This is a genomic window from Brachybacterium tyrofermentans (genome assembly GCF_014897585.1).
Taxonomy (GTDB): Bacteria; Actinomycetota; Actinomycetes; order Actinomycetales; family Dermabacteraceae; genus Brachybacterium; species Brachybacterium tyrofermentans.
The window spans coordinates 1-17202 of record NZ_JABUXW010000014.1 but is presented as its reverse complement, the minus strand read 5'-3'; the positions used below and the strand labels follow the sequence as shown (position 1 = coordinate 17202).

The window sequence follows — 17202 nt, the reverse complement described above, 5'->3', positions numbered from 1 at the left end:
TCAGACGACCTCCTCGACGGTCTTCTCGGCGTCTTTGACGGTGATCTTGCCCGCCATGAGTAGTGGGAGGAGCTCGTCGCGGGTGGCGGCGACGCGAACTGACTCCTGTTCGGCCGCCACAGCACGATCCCACATCGGATCGACCAGCGCTCTCAACGCAGGAACGTCCGAATCAACTGGGGCCAGCACGCTTTCCGCGAGAAGGTCACTCTTGTTCAGATGAATAACCGTCGTCCCCGATTTGCTTCGCTCGACCCGACGAAGTGGCGCGACGAGCATTTCGCGCGAGATGGCTGGTCCATATTTAACGCTGGACGCTGCGAGCACTCTCTGGTTGAGAACACCGATCGGGCCAGACCATCGAGTAGCTCGGAACTCAGCATCCATCCCTACAAGGAGGGCGCCCGGTCGAACCTCAAATTCCTTTGGACGCCTCTCCGTAGTCCACACCTGGCACTTCTGTGACTTTAGATCACGAATCCTTACTAAGGCCCGACCAATTCCAGGGACACTGAAAGAATCCCCCTTGAATGCTTCGCCAAAAACAATCTTCAAAGCGTCCCAGAGTTGACTGGACTCTGCGAGACGTGGCGCTACCTGGGCTCGAATTAGATCGTCTACAGCATTTGCAATGCACCGATTCGCGTCGACCTTGTCTTCGAGGGCTCCGAGCACCGCCGCAAGCGCCTTCTGTACACTCATTGGCGGGAGCTTGATCCCCACTGACCCTAGCGAGGCAAGCGGTTGACCAATGCCCGGAGTCCCAACAGAAGAAGCCATTGTAAGCAACTCCCGGGAGCCCTGCGCCAAGAAGAACCAATAAGCAAACTCCGAATCTACGATCTTGGGATCAAACCTTGCTCTCATCATACTCGTTGATAACATCAGGTCACGGTCGGCAATTCCGACCCGCCCAATGGAACCTCGGTGAGGAAAAATGAGATCTCCAGGCATTGCGACACTACGCAATAGTCGAGATGCAGTTTCAGACGAGACTCGAGGAGCCTCATTCACATTGGGCCACCGCCCACCACCCAAGTTTCCCCCCGCGACGACGGGAAGTCCCTCGGACACGTAAGTGTCCGCCTTGAGCGCCGACCCGAACGGCCCGATTGCGAGTTCAGCAACATTCTTTACACGCTTGATTGGCCAGTTCATGCCATCCTCCCCAGCTGCTCCCGCACTACGGAATCGAGCCGCGCGGACTCATCCATTGCCGCGGTGAGCTCCTTGGTGAGCCGCTCGATCTTCTGGTCGATGGGCTCATCATCTTCTTCCGCTTCGGGCGCACCCACGAAGCGGCCCGGAGTCACAGCCCAGCCGGCCTGCTCGATCTCATCGATCGTGGCGCTTTTGCAGAAGCCGGGGACGTCCTCGTACTCGCCCTCGGCGGAGTCGCGGCCGCGCCAGGTGCGGAAGGTGTTGGCGATGGTGTGGATGTCCTCGTCAGAGAAGGTACGTTCCACGCGGTCGATCATGTACCCCGTCTCGCGGGCATCGATGAACAGCACCTCGCGACTGCGGTCGATCGACCCCTTCGAGCCGGCGGTCTTGTCGTTCGCGAAGAACCACACGCACACCGGGATCGCGACCGAGCGGAACAGGTTCGGCGGCATCGCCACCACCGCGGAGACCACGCCGGCCTTCAGCATGTTCTTGCGGATCTCGCCCTCTCCCCCGGTGTTCGAGGCCATGGTCCCGTTGGCCATCACCACGGCGGCCTCGCCCTGTGCGGAGAGCTTGGAGAGGATGTGCTGCATCCACGCGTAGTTCGCATTGCGCACCGGAGGTACGCCGTAGGTCCAGCGGGCATCGTCCTCGTGCCGAGACCAGTCCTTGATGTTGAACGGAGGGTTCGCCATCACATAGTCGGCCACCAGGTTCGGGTGGATGTCGCGGGCGAAGGTGTCACCCCAGCGGGCGCCGAGGCCCTGGGAGTCCAAGCCGTGGATGGCGAGGTTCATCTTCGCCATCCGCCAGGTGCGCTCGTTGAGCTCCTGGCCGTACACGGCGATGTTCGTCGGATCCTCGTCGTGGGAGGCGAGGAACTTCTCGGCCTGGACGAACATGCCGCCACTGCCGCAGCACGGGTCGTAGACACGGCCCTTCTTCGGCTCCAGGATCTCCACCAGGGTGCGCACCAGCACCGGCGGGGTGTAGAACTCGCCGCCGCGCTTACCCTCGGCCTTGGCGAACTTGTCCAGGAAGTACTCGTAGACCTCGCCGAGCAGGTCGCGGGCCTTGGAGGCTCCCTCGCCGGTGAAGCGAGCGGAGTTCAGCAGATCCACCAGCTCGCCGAGGCGGCGCTGGTCCACGTTGTCGCGGCCGTAGATCCGCGGCAGCGTGCCCTCGAGCGAAGGGTTGTCCGTGCCGAGATGCGTCATGGCGGCGTCGATCAGGTCGCCGACGGTCTGGCGATCCGCGGTGGCGCTGACCTGGGTGCCCTTGGCGTGCGACGAGATGTACTCCCAGCGGGCCGTCGGCGCCACCCAGAACACACCGGAACCGGTGTACTCGTCGACCTCTTCGAGGGTCTCGCCGATGTAGTCCTCGTTCTCGCCGGCGAGCTCGGCACGGATCGCCTCGCGGCGCTCCTCGAAGGCGTCGGAGACGTACTTGAGGAAGACGAGGCCGAGCACCACGTCCTTGTACTGGCTGGCGTCCATGGAGCCGCGGAGCTTGTCCGCAGCTTTCCACAGGGTGTCCTTGAGCTCCTTGGGCGTCGAGGGCGCCAAGGTCGCTGACTTCGGGGTCATCAGTTCTCCTTCAGAGGGGGTATGGGAGCTGCGACGAGGGTGCCCGTCGCGAGGGCCCGGGTGAGTTCATCCTCGAGGGCGTCGAGGGTGGCGAGTTGGGAGATCAGGTGGGCCCGGCGGTCCTCAATCCGTGCAGTGGTCTGCTCGATCGCGGGCACCGAATCGTCCGGGATGGTTCGGAGGCGCCAGGTGCGCCGGTCGCGTCCCTCCTGGCGGGAGATATCTGCGGCGACGACGGACGGGTGGAGGATGCGCCCCTGCCTGCCGTCGGCACTGCAGCGCAGGGCTCGCACAGGTGACTGCAGCACGTGGCCGCCCTCCACATCGACGAATGCGGCGACCCCGCCTTCGGCGGTGAAGACCACGTCGCCTGGCTGCGTGAACGTGCTGCGCGAGGCGGCTTGCTCCAGGACGAGGCGATCGATGGCCCGGCGTCCGCGGAGCGCGGGATCCCGCACCTCGTCGGGCCCGATCACGATCGCGCTTCCCGGTTCGGGGCCGGCGATCGCTTCCTCGGGAAGCCTGGTGCCGCGCACCTCGGCGGCGAAGGCCGTGGTCACTGTCTGCCAGGAGATCGTGGGATCGGTGCCGCCGGCCTCCACGGCTTCCAGATGCACCGCATCGCGCACGAGCCCGTCGTCCAGCTCCCAGATGCGGGCGAGGCTCTCGCCTCCACTGCGCTCGAGCGCCTCCTGGGGTGCGAGGACCAGGGATCGCCGGCGCACCAGGGCATCCGTGGCGAGGCGGCTGCTGCGCAGGAAGGCATGGGAGGTCAGCGCAACACCGCCGGCGAGGGCGGCCACGACGTCTGCGGCGATCGCAGCGCGGGAGGCCCGGTCGAGCGCGGTGTCGGCGTGCTCGCCGTAGACGGTCCAGGTTCGGTCGGCGTGGGTCACCGCCGTGCCGACCACCCACAGGGCGAGTCGGCGGCGCCCGCCATGACGGCTCAGGCCCCGAGGCAGGCGCGCGACATATCGCAGGTCTGCGGGATGGCCCGCCGTGGGCATCAGCAGGCGCTCACGTGCCACGCGGAGGGCATCGTCCTTGAGGGGCTCGACGAGGAGCTCGGCCGGGCCGATGAGGGCGAGCACGTCTCGCGGGCCGCGCTCGAGCAGGAGGGAGTCGATCTCCTCGAAGAAGGTGTGGGCATCCTCGATCTCCTGACGCATGACCAGCGTGAGGCGGTCCTGGACCGTCCCGTCGGCGGAGGCAGGGTCCACGATGCTGTCCGGCCCGAGCTGGGTGGCCAGCAGACGCAGCAGCGCTCGCCCGGTGGGTTCCTCGGTCATCGCGCCGTCGATGCCGACGAGAAGTCCGCGGTCTTCGCCAGCTGCTGCGGCGACGAGCGCGCTCAGCAGCTGCCCTCCGCGCCCATGCGGATCGAGCCGATGGTTGAACTGTTCGTGCATCGCCAGGGTCACGTCTGCCACGAGACCAGCGCCCGGGCCGGTGAGGGCCTCACCCGCCCAGGCACCCCGGGGAGCGGTGAAAGTCCCCACCAGCCTCTCGAGCACGTGGCGACCGGAGAACGCGGCCTCGGCGAGCTCGTCGACGGACTCGAGGAGTTCGCGCTTCGCCAGCAGGTCTGGCAGCGCCTCGAGGTCAAGGAGTCGGTCCAGGCCGCCGTGACGCGCACCGTCCAGCACCTCGTGAGGACGCAGATCAGCGAGCGGTCCCCCGAGCTGGTCGTGGAGCAGCAGGAGTGTCGAGGCGGCATCGAGGTCCTTGAGCAGGCTGTCGAACAGCGAGGAGTGCAGAACCGCTTCGAGCGGGGCGTCGGGGTTGTTCCCGCGCCCGGTGACGCGGAGCCAGTCGGCGACGAGGCCGGCCTCGAAGAGGCGGCCGTCGGCCTCGACGGGTTGCGGGAACGGATGCGAGGAGTCGGCGTAGCGGGAGCGCCACATGCTCACGACTTCGCGCTGCACCTGAGCGAGGTCCGCAATCGCCTGCATCGTCAACGTGGGCACTGTGCACCTCCTCCAAGTGGGACAGACACACACTAATGAATCGTCGGCACCCTTGCGCGCGATCCATTGATAAGGGATGTTACCGCTCGACGCGATATCGAATGTCGGGCGCCGTCCGCATGCTGTGACGACCGCCGAAAGCTCCCCGTACCGCAGCGCTCGGTACGCCACCCGATCGGAGATCCACCATGAACGACCTGCTGAAGGACCTCGGCACCCCGCCCGAAACAGTTGTCCCCCTCGGAACGTGGGGCACGGTCGGATTCTCCGTGCTCCTCGTTCTCGCGGCCGCTATCACCGTGGCACCGGCCCTGGTGGGGCGCTGGAACTTCACTGTGCCCCACCTGGTCGTCACGATCGCCGGCGGAATCGGGCTCCTCCTCGTCGAGCTGCGCTTCTGCCGTGCCATCGGGCCGGAGAACCAGGTCGGTTCCCTCGTCTTCTGGCTCGCGGCGTTGCTCGTCCCCCTGGCTGTCGCCGTGACCCTCGGACTCCTGGACCAGGCGTCCCTGGCCGGTGGTGCAGCCGTCGCACTGACCGGGATCGTTGCCGCCTCCGGGGCAGGAGCCGTGGATTCGCTTCTCGAACGTCTCTCCCTGATCCCGCTGTCCGTGCTCGGAGCTGCCGCGCTCGTCGCGCTCGTCGTCCTCTGGGTCATCAGCCCCCGGCGCTGAGCCGACCAACCTCCTGTTCCACTCCACCCCTTTACGAAGGAGCCATCATGGCCATCACCTCTTGTCACGGCGCACCGCCCTCGGCACGCGCATCCCGCCCCGTCCCGGAACCGCACGGCGACGCTCTGCCTGGTCCGGAACAGGCGAACCGCCGCCACACGACACTGGTCCGCAGGCTCTCCCTCGCTCCGCTGCTCGCCACGGCGGTGCTCATGAGCGGTTGCGGGATGGCCCCGGCAGCGCCGGCGGACGACGAACCCACGGTGACCGCCGAGTCGTCAGCGACCGAGAGTTCGGAAACCGAAGAGGACGCAGCAGCGGCAGCTGCTGCGGACGAGGGGGCGGACGTCTCGGACACCACTGCTGACGATCATGGGAGCGAGAGCACCGTCGACGCCGTGCCGGAGCCGGCTCCCGAGCCCGAGCCCGAGCCCGAGCAGATCGACGCACCGTCGTTCACCGGCAGCGGCTCCGAGGTGGTGATTCTCGAGCCTCTGGGCGATGCGGTGTTCTACGCCGAGGTCACCCACGACGGCACCGGGAACGTCGCCCTGTGGTCCGTGGACGGCAACGGACAGGACATCGATCTGCTGGTCAACGAGATCGGCAGCTACTCCGGGCAGGTCGCGGTCAACTTCGGTGAAGAGCCCTCCGCCCTCCGCGTCGAGGCGGACGGCGACTGGACCATCACCTTCCACCACCTCAGCGAGGCACCGCGCTGGGACGGGAGCGACACCTACGAGGCCACCGGAGACTCGCTGGTCATCGTCGACGGCGTCGCCGACGGGCTCACCCCCGTGACCCTGACCCATGCCGGCGAGAGCAATTTCGCGATCTGGGCGTGGGGCGAGAGTCGCCCGGATCTGATCGTCAACGAGATCGGCCGCTACGACGGCACCACGTTGCTTCCCGACGGCTCGCTCGTGCTCCAGGTCGACGCCGACGGCCCCTGGACGATCAGCATGGAGTGAGCGAGTGTGCTCGCCTCAGCGGGTGACGTCGATGAGGAGCTTCCCGTTCGCGGCGCCGGCCATGCTGACCTCGAAGGCCTGACCGGCCTCGGCGAGGGCGAAGGTGCGGTCGATCTCGACCCGCAGCGCACCGGCGGCGACCTTCTCCAGCAGGCTGCTCAGCCGCGCGCCGTCGGGACGCACCCACACCCAGTGCCCGCCGACCTCCTCGACCGAGGGATCGGCGATCGAGACGTGCCGGCCACCGTCGGCGAGCAGGGCGAGCGTGTCCTCCCGGACCCCGCCCACGAAGTCCGCGACAGCGCTCACGCCGTCGGGCGCGACCTCGCGGACCCGCTCGACCAGGCCCTCTCCGTAGGCCACCGGAGTGACGCCGAGGGCTGTCAGCTTCTCGTGGTTCTGGGCGGAGGCGGTGCCGATCACGGTCGCGCCGATCTCGCGCGCCAGCTGCGCGGCGAGGTAGCCGACCCCGCCAGACGCTGCATGGATCAGCAGCGTGTCGTCTGCGGTCAGCTCCAGGGTCTCGAGGCTGCGCAGCGCGGTCAGGCCGGTCAGTGGGAGGCCCGCGGAGACGTCGAACCCGACGCCCTCGGGGATGGCCGCGACCGAGGTGGCGGGCAGCGCCACGAACTCGGCGTAGGTGCCGCCGTGGATGATGTCGGTGCGGCCGTAGGAGGCGACACGGTCACCGGGGGAGAACTCCGGGGTATCGGGGCCCACCGCCTCGACGACACCGGCCACGTCCCAGCCGGGGATCACGGGGAAGATGGTCTCGATGAGCCCGTCGAGCCCGCCGGACATCACCTTCCAGTCCACGGGATTCACGGAGGCCCGCTCCACCCGGATCACGACGGAGCCGGGGGCGGCCTTGGGCATGGGTGCATCGGTCACGTCGAGGACGCTGGGGTCGCCGTATTCGGTGTAGGTGAGTGCTCGCATATCCAGGACAACTCCTCGCCCTGCACGGACATTCCCTCAGCGTGCATGCGGGTTCTCACGCGCTGGTCCTCGCGGGCCGGTCTCCCCTGCTGTTCTCGGTGCGCGAGAACGGGCTTCGGTGCCGCCTCGCTCCACCTGGGCCGGGTCTCCGTCCCCGACGACGGCGGCATCCCGTTCAGCGGAGGGACGACGCCGCGCTCAGCGGTCGTCCTTCCCGCGCCAGTTCACCCGCATCGCGGCCTCGCTGCTCACCATCCAGGTGGCGAACACGGCGGCGCCCAGGTCGAACGTGACCAAGCGGGAGTCCCAGCGTCCCTCGCCCCCGGCGGCCCGTCGCGCCAGGGCGAGGCCTGCGAGCAGATTGGCCGTGCCCCAGGCCGCGTTGGTCCACGGTGCGGACTGCGCCCCGCCGACGGGTGTGAGGTGGCGGTGACCGGTCACCGCCGTGGCCAGGTGCGGGAGGCTGTTGGCGCACAGCATGCCCGCCGCGATGGTCGCCGCATGTTCTCGTCGGTTCATCATGCGCCCCGAGGCTATCCACGGGCGGCGTGTCGGACCACCGACCTTCGTCGTCCGGTGCGCAGGGGATCTGCCCCGCCGGATCAGGTGCCGGCCATCGGGTTCGCGCGTAGCCTGAGAGGCAGGGCGCCGTGCGATCCCGCGGGCGCACCTCCGGACCAGGAGCCGACATGACCCCCCACGAGGGCCGGACCTACGTCGTCACCGGTGCCGACAGCGGCATCGGTGCCCTCACCGCGAGCACCCTGCGACAGCGCGGGGCGCGGGTGATCCGCTGCGGCCTCGGCCCGGACGTCGATGTCCGCGCGGACCTCGGGGACGACGAGGGCCGGGATCTGCTGGTCGCCGAGGTCAGCCGGCTCGCGCCGGGAGGCATCGACGGTCTGGCGCTGGTCGCCGGGGTCGGCACCTCGACGACGGAGACGGTCCGCGTCAACTACTTCGGCACCCTCGCCGTGCTGGCGGGCCTGCGAGCGTCTCTGCGGAAGAAGCCGTCTCCACGCGTCGTGGTGGTCTCCTCGGCGGCCTCGCTGTCCGCCGGCGACGACGACGTGATCGGCGCCTGCCTGCGCGGCGAGGAGGAGTCAGCGATCGCCGCGGCGGAGCGGCTCATCGCGACCGGACGCGGCGGCGTGCTGTACCGGTCCTCGAAGATCGCCCTGAACCGCTGGGTCCGCCAGTCCGCGGCCGGTGAGGACTGGGCGGGGACCGGCGTGGTCCTGAACGTCATCGCTCCCGGGATCGTCGAGACCGACTCGGCGGGGACGACGCTGAGCACCGACTCCCCGCCGGATCCTGCACGGAGTTCTGCGCAGAGCTCCGTACAGGACTCCGCTCGGGACCGGGTGCTCAGCACCGCGCTCCCCCAGCCGCTCGGCTTCCCGGGTCCCGTCCAGGCGATCGCCGACGCCATCTCCTGGATGATCAGCGAGGAGAACTCCTTCATGGCCGGGCAGATCGTCTTCGTCGATGGAGGAGCCGACGCCACGCTGCGCTCCGACAAGCCCTACGCCGACGGGGTCCGCTACGGCCCGGTCGCCACGTCGAGGATGCTCTTCTGGGCGCTCAAGGCCCGGCTGGGTCCTCTGCGTCGGAGCTGACCGCGCACGAGCTGACCGCGTCGGATCGATCGCTGCGGCGACGAGCTCCGGCCTCCACGATCCTCACTGCTCCGTCGATCCTCACTGCTCCGTCGCGACCGGCTCCGCGTCCCGGATCTGCCCGAAGGCCAGAGCCGACCAGAAGTCCCCGCGCACATAGCGCTGCTCGGGGTCGGGCTCGTAGTCCCAGTGGCGCACCCGGCCCTGCTGGAGCGCCATGGCGACGAGGCGACGACGGGCCTGGCTCGCCAGGATGTCCTCCTCGAGGGTCTCCAGGCCGTACTGCGCCATGAGCTCCTCGCGCAGGCTGCCGACGAGGTCGGCGTGCTCGGGATCGGCGGCGACATTGCGCAGCTCGTGGGGATCGGCGACCAGGTCGAACAGCTGCTCGGGGTCACCGGGGCAGATCACGTACTTGTACTGCCCGCGCACCAGGGTCACCTGGGGGCGCAGCGTGCCCTCGGCGAGGTACTCGATCAGGATGTCGCGGTCATCGGGGCCGGCCGCGCCGCTCGCCTCCCGGCGGGCGGATTCCAGCAGGGAGAGCCCGCGCCGGGTCTCGGCGGCGCTGACGCCTGTCGAGGCGCCCTCGGCCACTGGCGCGGGGGCCTCCTCCGGGGCGCCTGCCAGCTCGAGCAGGGTCGGCATCAGGTCCAGCAGGGAGACCGGGTTCGCATAGCGCCCACGGTCGACCAGATGCTCCGGCCCGTGGAGGATCAGCGGCACGCGCGCGGACTCCTCGTAGGGGGACATCTTGTACCACAGGCCCTTCTCCCCCAGCATGTCGCCATGGTCGCTGGTGACCACGATGACCGTGTTCTCCAGCAGCCCGAGGGACTCCAACCGTTCCCGGATCCGCCCCACATGGTCGTCGATGTAGCTGACGGCCGCGTAGTAGGAGCGGCGGGCGCGGGCCACCTCCTCCGACGTGGTCTCGCGCTGGTCGAAGCCGCTCATCGCCCGCAGACGGTGGGTGTGGGGATCCTGAGCGGCGTCGGGCACCTCCGGGTGCTTCGGGGCGGGGATGTCGCCCTCTGCGAAGCGGTCCCAGTGCTCGCGCGGCGGCTCGTACGGGTCATGGGGGTGGATGAAGCTGGTGACCATGAGGAAGGGGATGTCCTCGCCGGCGGCGCGGTTCGCCCGCACCCGGTCGTTGAGGTGGCGCAGGGTCCGGAAGCCCACCTCGTCATCGAAGTCCTGCTGGACCGTTGCCTGGGAGACCCCGGCCGTGTGGACGGTGTCGGCGTCGTGGTACCACTGCAGGCGGTCGGCCGGGTCCCGCTGCCAATCCGGGACCATGTCCAGATCCGCCGGGTAGACGTCGGTGGTCAGGCGCTGCTCGAAGCCGTGGTGCTGGTCGGGACCGATGAAGTGCATCCGGCCCACCAGTGCCGTGTGATACCCGGCGGCGCGCAGGTGGTGGGCGAACGTCGGGGTCGAGGCGGCGAAGTCGTCGCCGTTGTCGTAGCAGCCGAGGTCCGAGGGCATGCGCCCGGTCATCATCGACGCCCGCGAGGGAGCGCACAGCGGGGTGGTGCAGTAGGCCCGGTCGAACACTGCGCCGTCCGCGGCCAGGGCGTCCATATGGGGGGTGCGGGCGGCGTCGTCCCCGTAGGCGCCGAGCGCCTGCGCCGCCATCTGGTCGGCTTGGATGATCACGATGTTGGGTCTCATGACCGTGCTCCGTTCTGCTCGGCCCCGTCGGGGCCGGTGCGGTCGGTGTCGTCGGTGTCGTCCGCGGTGGTGTCGTCGGTCTCCGGCTCCCAGCCGTCGGCCCATTCGCCGGTCGCGAAGTCGAAGCCCACGGGTTCGCCGTCCTCGTCGGTGCGCTGATACCAGTCGGTGTAGTCGGCGTGCGTGGAGTCGACCCCGGCGCCGGCGCCCTCGCCCGGCTCGGCCTTGACGACCTCCAGCCGGAAGTCGTCGTCGTACCGGTCCACGCCGTCCACGACGGCGTTGCTCACGGCGGCCTCGGCATACTCCTGGCGCAGGGTGTGCGGATCACTGCGCAGCTCACGGACCCAGGCCACGATGATCAGCAGCATGACCAGGGCGAAGGGCACAGCCGTGATGATCACCAGCGACTGCAGCCCCTCCAGGGCGGTGTCGCCGCCCAGCAGCAGCATGACCACGGCGATCCCGCCCATCACGATGCCCCAGAACACGACGATCAGCTTGGGCGGGTTCTGACTTCCCCGCGTGGTGAGGATGCCCATCACCACGGAGGCGGAATCCGCTGCGGTGACGAAGAAGATCGCCAGGATCGCCATGATCAGGATCGGAAGGAACCCGGAGAAGGGCAGGTTCGCCACCATCGAGAACAGCACCTCCGCCGGTTTCACCGAGTCCATCTCGCCCAGCTTCCCGTCGCGATACATGGAGATTGCGGTGCCACCCATGATCCCGTAGGCCACGAACAGCAGCGAGGAGGGGATGAGGATGACGCCGAGCAGGAACTGGCGGATCGTGCGACCCCGGGAGATGCGGGCGATGAAGATGCCCACGAAGGGCGACCAGGAGATCCACCAGGCCCAGTAGTAGACGGTCCAGGCGGACTGGAACTCCAGGGTGTCCGAGCCCCAGGAGGCCGAACGCGCCATCATCTCGAAGAGGGATCCGATGTACTGCATGACGCCCGAGGGCAGCAGGTTCAGCAGGAACAGCGTCGGGCCGAGGATGAACAGCATCCCGGCGAAGCCGATCGTGAGCACGATGTTGATGTTCGAGAGGTAGCGGATGCCGCGCGAGACGCCGGAGACGGCCGAGATCACGAAGCCGACCGAGAGGACGGCGATGATGAGGATCATCGCGGTGTTGGTCAGCTCCGAGGCACCGGAGACGATCACCACGCCCTGGCCGATCTGCAGCACGGCGATCCCGAGTGCGGCGGCGGTACCGAACAGGGTCGCGATGATCGCGAAGATGTCCACCAGCTGGCCGGCCCAGCCCTCGGTGAGCCGCTTGCCGAACAGTCGCTCGAAGATCGAGGACATCAGCAGGGAGCGCCCGCGCCGATAGGCGGCGTAGGCGACGGCGCCGCCCACCAGGGCGTACATCGCCCAGGCATGGAAGCCCCAGTGGTAATACGTCTGCGCGAGCGCCTGGTGCAGGGCTTCGACGGATTCGGGCTCGTTCGTGAGCGGCGGCGGGGTGATGAAGTACGTCAGCGGCTCGGAGGGCCCCCAGAACATCACACCGATACCGAGGCCGGCGGCGAACAGCATCGCGACCCAGGAGAAGGTGGAGAACTCCGGCTTCTCCCCGTCCTTGCCCAGCGGGATCTTCCCGTACCGGGAGAAGGCCAGGATCAGCAGGGCGACCAGCACCACCGTGGCGACCGCGTTGAACAGCCACCCGAGATGAGCCATGGTCCAGCCGTAGGCGATGTCCGCGACCTCGCCCACGCCCGCGGGATCGACGATCCCCCAGATCACGAAGGCCACCGTGAGGACCCCGGCGACACCGAAGACGAGCTTGTCCACGCTGTAGCGGCGACGCTGGTCGTCGATGGCGATGCCCGGCACGAGAGCCGGATGGATGTCATGGGGGTACTTCGGTCGCGCGTAGTCGATGCTTCGCAAGAGCTCGCCGCCGCGCCGGCCCGGCCGCGTCCCGGGAGCGGGTCGTTCTCCGGGAGAGGGTCGTTCTCCGGGAGTGGGCGGCTCGTCCTCGGTCTTCACGATGGAACTCCGTTCAGGCTGGGGTCAGGGATCCGGGCGGCCGACGGCTCGTTCAGCGGGCCGGCACGATCGAACGCACCCGACGAGGACTGATCAGGAGGGACAGTCGGCCCTACCCGACCACCCACTCTAGCCGTGGGCCTGCTGGACACGGCCCGACGGAAGCTCGGACGCAGCAGGGCGCCCGGCCTGAACCCGGCCGGGCGCCCTGCTGGCGCGGTGATCCTCTCAGGGGGTCGCGCCACCCGTTTCCGTGGCGGTGAAGACGCTGGACTGGACGATCCCGTCCGTCCCGTCGGCCGCTGTCCCGTCGGGCCCCGTCCCGGCTCCGGCGGCGAGGGCTGCCGTGCGCAGCTCCTTCGGATCGATCGCCCGCGAGGCGTCCTGGGTGATGGCGTACCAGCCGTACGGGGCGCCCTCGTCGAGTCCGTCCCAGGCGGCCGTCGCCGGCTCTCCGGAGGCGTGCGTGGCCTCGCCGATCAGCCGGTCGCTCGGGGTCAGACCCATCACGGTGTCGGTCCGGAAGGTCGTGGTGCGGCCCTCGAACTGCACGGGCAGGCGGAAGTCGTCCTCGTGCCCGTCGTAGCGGCCCTTGGTGTCGTACTCGGTGGCGCCGAACTCGTCGAGCTGCGCCGAGTAGGTGTCCACCGCGACTTCGCCGCGGTCCAGGTCGAACTGGAGCAGGCGGAAGAAGGAGGCCCCGAACTGCAGGCCGGTGTCCGCGTCATAGCCGCGCATCCCGTCCAGCCCCATCTGCTCCGCGCTGACCTCGTAGAACTGGTAGTCGGCGAGCAGCTCGACCACGTTGTTGCCGGGGGTGCCGACGTCCTTGCGCACGCTGATGCTCACCCCGTGCTCATGCCCGGACAGCACCAGTGCGATGTTGGGGTGCTCGGCCAGGAGCTGCTCGCGGATGATCTGCCCATCCTTCGAGAACGAGCCGCCGCGACCGTCGGCCGCGTCGCTGGGCTTGTTGTACGCGTGGGTGAGGATGATGGCGTTGCGCGTGGGGTACTGGTCCAGGATCTCGCTCGCCCAGGCCGTCTCCTCCTCCGTGACCGAGTAGCCGAGGTTGATGGCGATGAAGTCGCGGCCCGCGGCGGTGAACAGGTTGTAGCTGTTCTGGTTGTCGCCGGGCTTCCACGGGTGGTACTCCGCCCCGGCCTCCTTCCAGGAGTCCGTCTGCGCGAGCGCCTCGTACCGTTCAGGCCCGAAGTAGTCGTTGTAGAGGCTGTCGGGGCCCACATCGTTGCCGCCGCGGTTGTCGTGGTTGCCCGGGATCACCGAGTGCGGGATGCCGGTGTCCTCGAGGATCTCCTGCGTCTCGGAGGCGAACTCGAACTCCCGGATCGCGACACCGCGGTGCTCGGCGTTCGTGTTCCAGTTCTCGATGACGTCCCCGGTATGGGCCACGTAGGCGAGCTTGTGCTCCTCGCCGTGCTCGGCGACCCACCGGTAGGAGCCCTCGTACGCCTCGGCCCAGACCTCCCGCTCCGTCGTCGAGGGACGCCCCGCGGCACCCTCGGAGAGGTACTGGGTGTCGGTGATGTGCATTAGGGAGAAGTCGAAGCTGTCCGGGTCCTCGAAGCCGTCGCGGATCGGCTCGTCGAGGTCATCGGCGAAGGGATCGGTGCCCAGCACGAGCGCCTTGATGGTCCCGCCCGAGTCGTGGTGCGCGGCGGCCGACGCGCTCAGCTCGACCTGGCCCTCGCCGTCGCCGCGGGCGGTGTCGGCCACCTCGTAGCTGCCGGTCTCGGTGTTCAGCAGCAGCAGGCGCACCTCGCGGGAGGGGTCGACCTGTCCCTGCCACAGGACGTCCTGACCCTCGGTGGTGAACGGGATGTCGGTGCGCAGCGCGGGGACCTGCTCGCTGACCGGTGCGTCGAGGAGCTGGTCGTCGGCCGGGTCCAGTGCGTCCTCGACCGCGGCGGCGTCCTGCAGCTCGACGTCCCCGGCGACGGTGCCGTCGGCGGCGATGACGGCGGGGTCGATGACGCCCTGCTCGACGTTCGTCGCCGTGGTCACCTCGCCCTCGAGGAAGGAGGTGTGCAGGTCCCCGCCGCTCGGGTGCTCGGCACGGGCCGACAGCTGGGCGCTGCCGTCGGCGTACTCCTGGGTGGCGCCGCCGGCCGTGGGGATCGAGGCGGAGGTGAAGGTGCTCGACCCGGAGACCTCGCCGCCGAAGGCGTCAGTGCCCGTATAGGCGATGGTGTGCTCACCCTCGCGCAGGCCCTGGCCGATCTCGTCACCGAGGGCGACGCTCTCCCCGTCGAGCGTGAACGAGAGCGGAGCGGCCAGCAGCTCCTCGTTCCCGACCGCACCGGCAAGGACCGTGGGGGCGGTGAGCTGCGCGTCCGGGACCGGGCTGCCCAGCTCGAACGTGACGTCTCCCTCAGCGCGGTCCGCGAAGGTCTGCGCGTACCGTGCGGTGATCTCGTCGGCGTTCAGCGCCCGGCTGTAGATGCCGGCTGTGGCGAGGGAGGTGGTGCCGTGGAACTGAGGATTCCCGCTGCTGTTGGTATCCGCGCCGAGGAAGAACTGACGCGCGCTCTCCTTCGGCGGGGTGATCGAGCTGCCCTTCGTGGGGGTCTCGGCGACCTTCTCCCCGTTGAGATAGAGGGCGACGGTCTTCCCGTCCCAGACACCGGTCGCGTGGTACCAGACCCCTTCCTGGACCTCCACCCCGGTGCCGTAGTAGGTGCCGTCCACGTTGACCACCATCTTCAGCGTGGACCCGTACGCGGTCAGCGAGTAGCCGCCCGCCTCCTTGGCACCGCAGAAGTTCCCGGTCCCCTCGGACTCGCCGTCGCTCAGGCCGCCGTCGAAGCGGACGGTGCACTCCAGGGTGAGGGCCTTCGAGGTGGTGTCGAAGCCGTCGGCGTAGTCATAGCGCAGGGCATTGGTGCCGTCGAAGGCGGCGACCTTCCGTCCCAGAGCAGTGTCCGCGGCGATCTCGGGAGCGGCGCCGAATCCGGTGACGGTGCGGTCCTGCGCGCTGTCCGCGGTCGAACCGGAGGCGAGGTCGACGTCGAGCACGTCCGGGGTGGGTGCCTCGACGGCCGGTTCGGGCAGCGGCGCGCGCTGCGGTGCCGCGCCGGCGGTCCCGGGCTCGGCCGGTGCAGCGCCGGCGGTCCCGGGCTCGGCCGGTGCGACGAAGGGGGCCGACGGGAGTGCCGGAGCGGCCGCGGAGACCACGGGGGTCATGCCGACGGCCACAGCGGCGGCTAGGGTGAGAGACAGGGTGCGCCATGAGGTGGGCACAGGGGCTCCTGAGATAGGAAGGAGTCGGGGACGCCCGCACGCTAGGGAGCCTGGCGGTCACTTCTGTACCGTTCTGCCGAACGCTGAACGTCCAGCAGATGTCCACTCGATGGCCCCGAACTGCTGTGTGCCTACCGCAACGAAATGCCGAACACTGCAGGTCAGCGCGCCGTTGCCAGTGAGCCGCCTCCTGTTGGGCTGTGCGTCATGACGAACCTGGCGCGGTCGTCGTAGGGCGCCGAGGTGACACCCCCGACCGACGCGCCGATCCACTCCACGAGAACGTCCCACCCACGTCACGAATCAGGGGAATCGGCGGCCAGGGGCCCATCGCCCACCACCGCCCGCGCCACCGACCACGCCACCGCCCTCGGCATCGGCATCGGCATCGGCATCGGCATCGGCATCGGCATCGGCATCGGCATCGGCACATTTGCCCGTCACGCGCCACCGCCGTCGGCACCCAGCGCCCAGCGCCCAACGCCCAGCGCCCAGCGCCCAGCCGAACGGTCAACGCCCCGAAGCGACGCGCCGATCCATTCCACGAGAACGTCCCACCCACGTCACGAATCAGGGGAATCGGCGGCCCGGAACCCGCCACCGGCACCGGCCACCCGTCACCGCCACCGCCACCGCCACCGCCACAGCGACAGCCACAGCCACAGCCACAGCCACAGCCACAGCCACAGCCATCCTTCGCCCGTCACCCGTCGCGCACCACCCGGCCGAACAGCCGACGCTCCGTCCCGCCCCGCACCGACGCGCCGATCCATTCCACGAGAACGTCCCACCCACGTCACGAATCAGGGGAATCGGTGGCCCGGAGCCCAGCGCCCGCCATCGCCATCGCCGCAGCCACCGGCACTCGCACTCGCACTCGCACTCGCCCCAGCACCAGCACCAGCACCCGCACCCGCACCCGCACCCGCACCCGCACCCGCACCCGCACCGACCGTGCCGACCGTGCCGACCCCGCCGCAGAGAATTCCTTTGACCCTGGGCAGGGACCCGGCCACGCTGTGAACATGGGGCAGGCACAGGGATTCGAGTACGCGACGCGTCGCGACGGCGCCGTGGTGATCACCCATCACGGCACGGTGGCCGCCGTGCTGCGCGGGAGGCGTGCGGAGCAGTTCCTCGACGAGGCGGCGGGCGATCCGCAGGGGGCCATGGCCCGCTGGACCGGGAACTACCAGCACGGCAACGAGCGCACCGCGAAGCAGCACCCCCGCAACCGGACCCGGCACTGACCCTGCCCGCGATAACCCTGCCCGTGAGACTGAGCTGCTGCGGTGATTTCGGACAGCGGATTCGGTTGATTTCTTATGCTGTCGT

The 17202-nt window shown here is 69.0% G+C and carries 13 protein-coding genes; 4 read left to right on the top strand and 9 right to left on the bottom strand.

Annotated elements, in window-relative coordinates:
- From INT49_RS11570 to INT49_RS11560, 3 genes are read right to left on the bottom strand one after another with little or no spacing between them, the layout of a single operon-like run.
- Nucleotides 1-1158 (bottom strand): restriction endonuclease subunit S, encoded by a 1158-nt coding sequence (locus INT49_RS11570; RefSeq protein ID WP_193117899.1) that lies wholly within the window; start codon nt 1156-1158, stop codon nt 1-3.
- On the bottom strand, nt 1155-2756 hold the full coding sequence (locus tag INT49_RS11565; protein WP_193117898.1) for a type I restriction-modification system subunit M: 1602 nt from the start codon (nt 2754-2756) through the stop codon (nt 1155-1157). The genes INT49_RS11570 and INT49_RS11565 overlap by 4 nt, the downstream gene beginning before the upstream one ends.
- Entirely contained in the window at nt 2756-4723 is a 1968-nt protein-coding gene (locus INT49_RS11560) for a DNA-binding protein (protein ID WP_193117897.1), read from the bottom strand. Before INT49_RS11560 ends, INT49_RS11565 begins: the two co-directional genes overlap by 1 nt.
- 188 nt (nt 4724-4911) lie before the next feature.
- On the opposite strand from INT49_RS11560, the gene INT49_RS11555 reads away from it, so the two are divergent.
- Both INT49_RS11555 and INT49_RS11550 read left to right on the top strand, forming a co-directional pair.
- The gene (locus INT49_RS11555) at nt 4912-5397 is read left to right on the top strand and encodes a hypothetical protein (protein WP_193117896.1); all 486 of its coding nucleotides are present in this window, start codon (nt 4912-4914) and stop codon (nt 5395-5397) included.
- 47 nt (nt 5398-5444) lie between these two features.
- On the top strand, nt 5445-6368 hold the full coding sequence (locus INT49_RS11550; protein WP_193117895.1) for a hypothetical protein: 924 nt from the start codon (nt 5445-5447) through the stop codon (nt 6366-6368).
- Nucleotides 6369-6383: 15 nt separating this feature from the next.
- Here the strand turns inward: INT49_RS11550 and INT49_RS11545 are convergent, their stop codons facing one another.
- Nucleotides 6384-7307 (bottom strand): NADP-dependent oxidoreductase, encoded by a 924-nt coding sequence (locus tag INT49_RS11545; protein WP_193117894.1) that lies wholly within the window; start codon nt 7305-7307, stop codon nt 6384-6386.
- Nucleotides 7308-7505: 198 nt separating this feature from the next.
- Nucleotides 7506-7829, bottom strand: a complete 324-nt coding sequence (locus tag INT49_RS11540) for a hypothetical protein (protein WP_193117893.1) — start codon at nt 7827-7829, stop codon at nt 7506-7508.
- Nucleotides 7830-7996: 167 nt separating this feature from the next.
- Here INT49_RS11540 and INT49_RS11535 point away from each other — a divergent pair, with 167 nt between their 5' ends.
- Nucleotides 7997-8926, top strand: a complete 930-nt coding sequence (locus tag INT49_RS11535) for an SDR family NAD(P)-dependent oxidoreductase (protein ID WP_193117892.1) — start codon at nt 7997-7999, stop codon at nt 8924-8926.
- An 81-nt stretch (nt 8927-9007) separates the two neighbouring features.
- Here INT49_RS11535 and betC read toward each other — a convergent pair whose 3' ends face one another.
- The 4 genes from betC to INT49_RS11515 form a co-directional block, all read right to left on the bottom strand.
- Nucleotides 9008-10600, bottom strand: a complete 1593-nt coding sequence (betC, locus tag INT49_RS11530) for a choline-sulfatase (RefSeq protein WP_193117891.1) — start codon at nt 10598-10600, stop codon at nt 9008-9010.
- A complete protein-coding gene (locus INT49_RS11525) occupies nt 10597-12507 on the bottom strand; it encodes a BCCT family transporter (RefSeq protein ID WP_226850357.1) in 1911 nt (636 codons plus the stop codon). Before INT49_RS11525 ends, betC begins: the two co-directional genes overlap by 4 nt.
- A 327-nt stretch (nt 12508-12834) precedes the next feature.
- Nucleotides 12835-15867, bottom strand: coding sequence for a LamG-like jellyroll fold domain-containing protein (locus tag INT49_RS11520; RefSeq protein ID WP_193117890.1), 3033 nt, complete (start codon nt 15865-15867; stop codon nt 12835-12837).
- A gap of 303 nt (nt 15868-16170) precedes the next feature.
- Nucleotides 16171-16311, bottom strand: a complete 141-nt coding sequence (locus INT49_RS11515) for a hypothetical protein (RefSeq protein WP_193117889.1) — start codon at nt 16309-16311, stop codon at nt 16171-16173.
- A 371-nt stretch (nt 16312-16682) separates the two neighbouring features.
- Here INT49_RS11515 and INT49_RS21140 point away from each other — a divergent pair, with 371 nt between their 5' ends.
- Nucleotides 16683-17117: a hypothetical protein gene (locus INT49_RS21140; protein ID WP_226850355.1), complete on the top strand. Its 435-nt coding sequence runs from the start codon at nt 16683-16685 to the stop codon at nt 17115-17117.
- The last annotated feature ends 85 nt before the right edge of the window (nt 17118-17202 follow it).

Bases quoted from the DNA above. Each gene is read 5' to 3' on its own strand.
- INT49_RS11570 (WP_193117899.1), bottom strand. From the start codon at position 1,158: ATGAACTGGCCAATCAAGCGTGTAAAGAATGTTGCTGAACTCGCAATC.
- INT49_RS11565 (WP_193117898.1), bottom strand. From the start codon at position 2,756: ATGACCCCGAAGTCAGCGACCTTGGCGCCCTCGACGCCCAAGGAGCTC.
- INT49_RS11555 (WP_193117896.1), top strand. From the start codon at position 4,912: ATGAACGACCTGCTGAAGGACCTCGGCACCCCGCCCGAAACAGTTGTC.
- INT49_RS11550 (WP_193117895.1), top strand. From the start codon at position 5,445: ATGGCCATCACCTCTTGTCACGGCGCACCGCCCTCGGCACGCGCATCC.
- INT49_RS11545 (WP_193117894.1), bottom strand. From the start codon at position 7,307: ATGCGAGCACTCACCTACACCGAATACGGCGACCCCAGCGTCCTCGAC.
- INT49_RS11540 (WP_193117893.1), bottom strand. From the start codon at position 7,829: ATGATGAACCGACGAGAACATGCGGCGACCATCGCGGCGGGCATGCTG.
- INT49_RS11535 (WP_193117892.1), top strand. From the start codon at position 7,997: ATGACCCCCCACGAGGGCCGGACCTACGTCGTCACCGGTGCCGACAGC.
- betC (WP_193117891.1), bottom strand. From the start codon at position 10,600: ATGAGACCCAACATCGTGATCATCCAAGCCGACCAGATGGCGGCGCAG.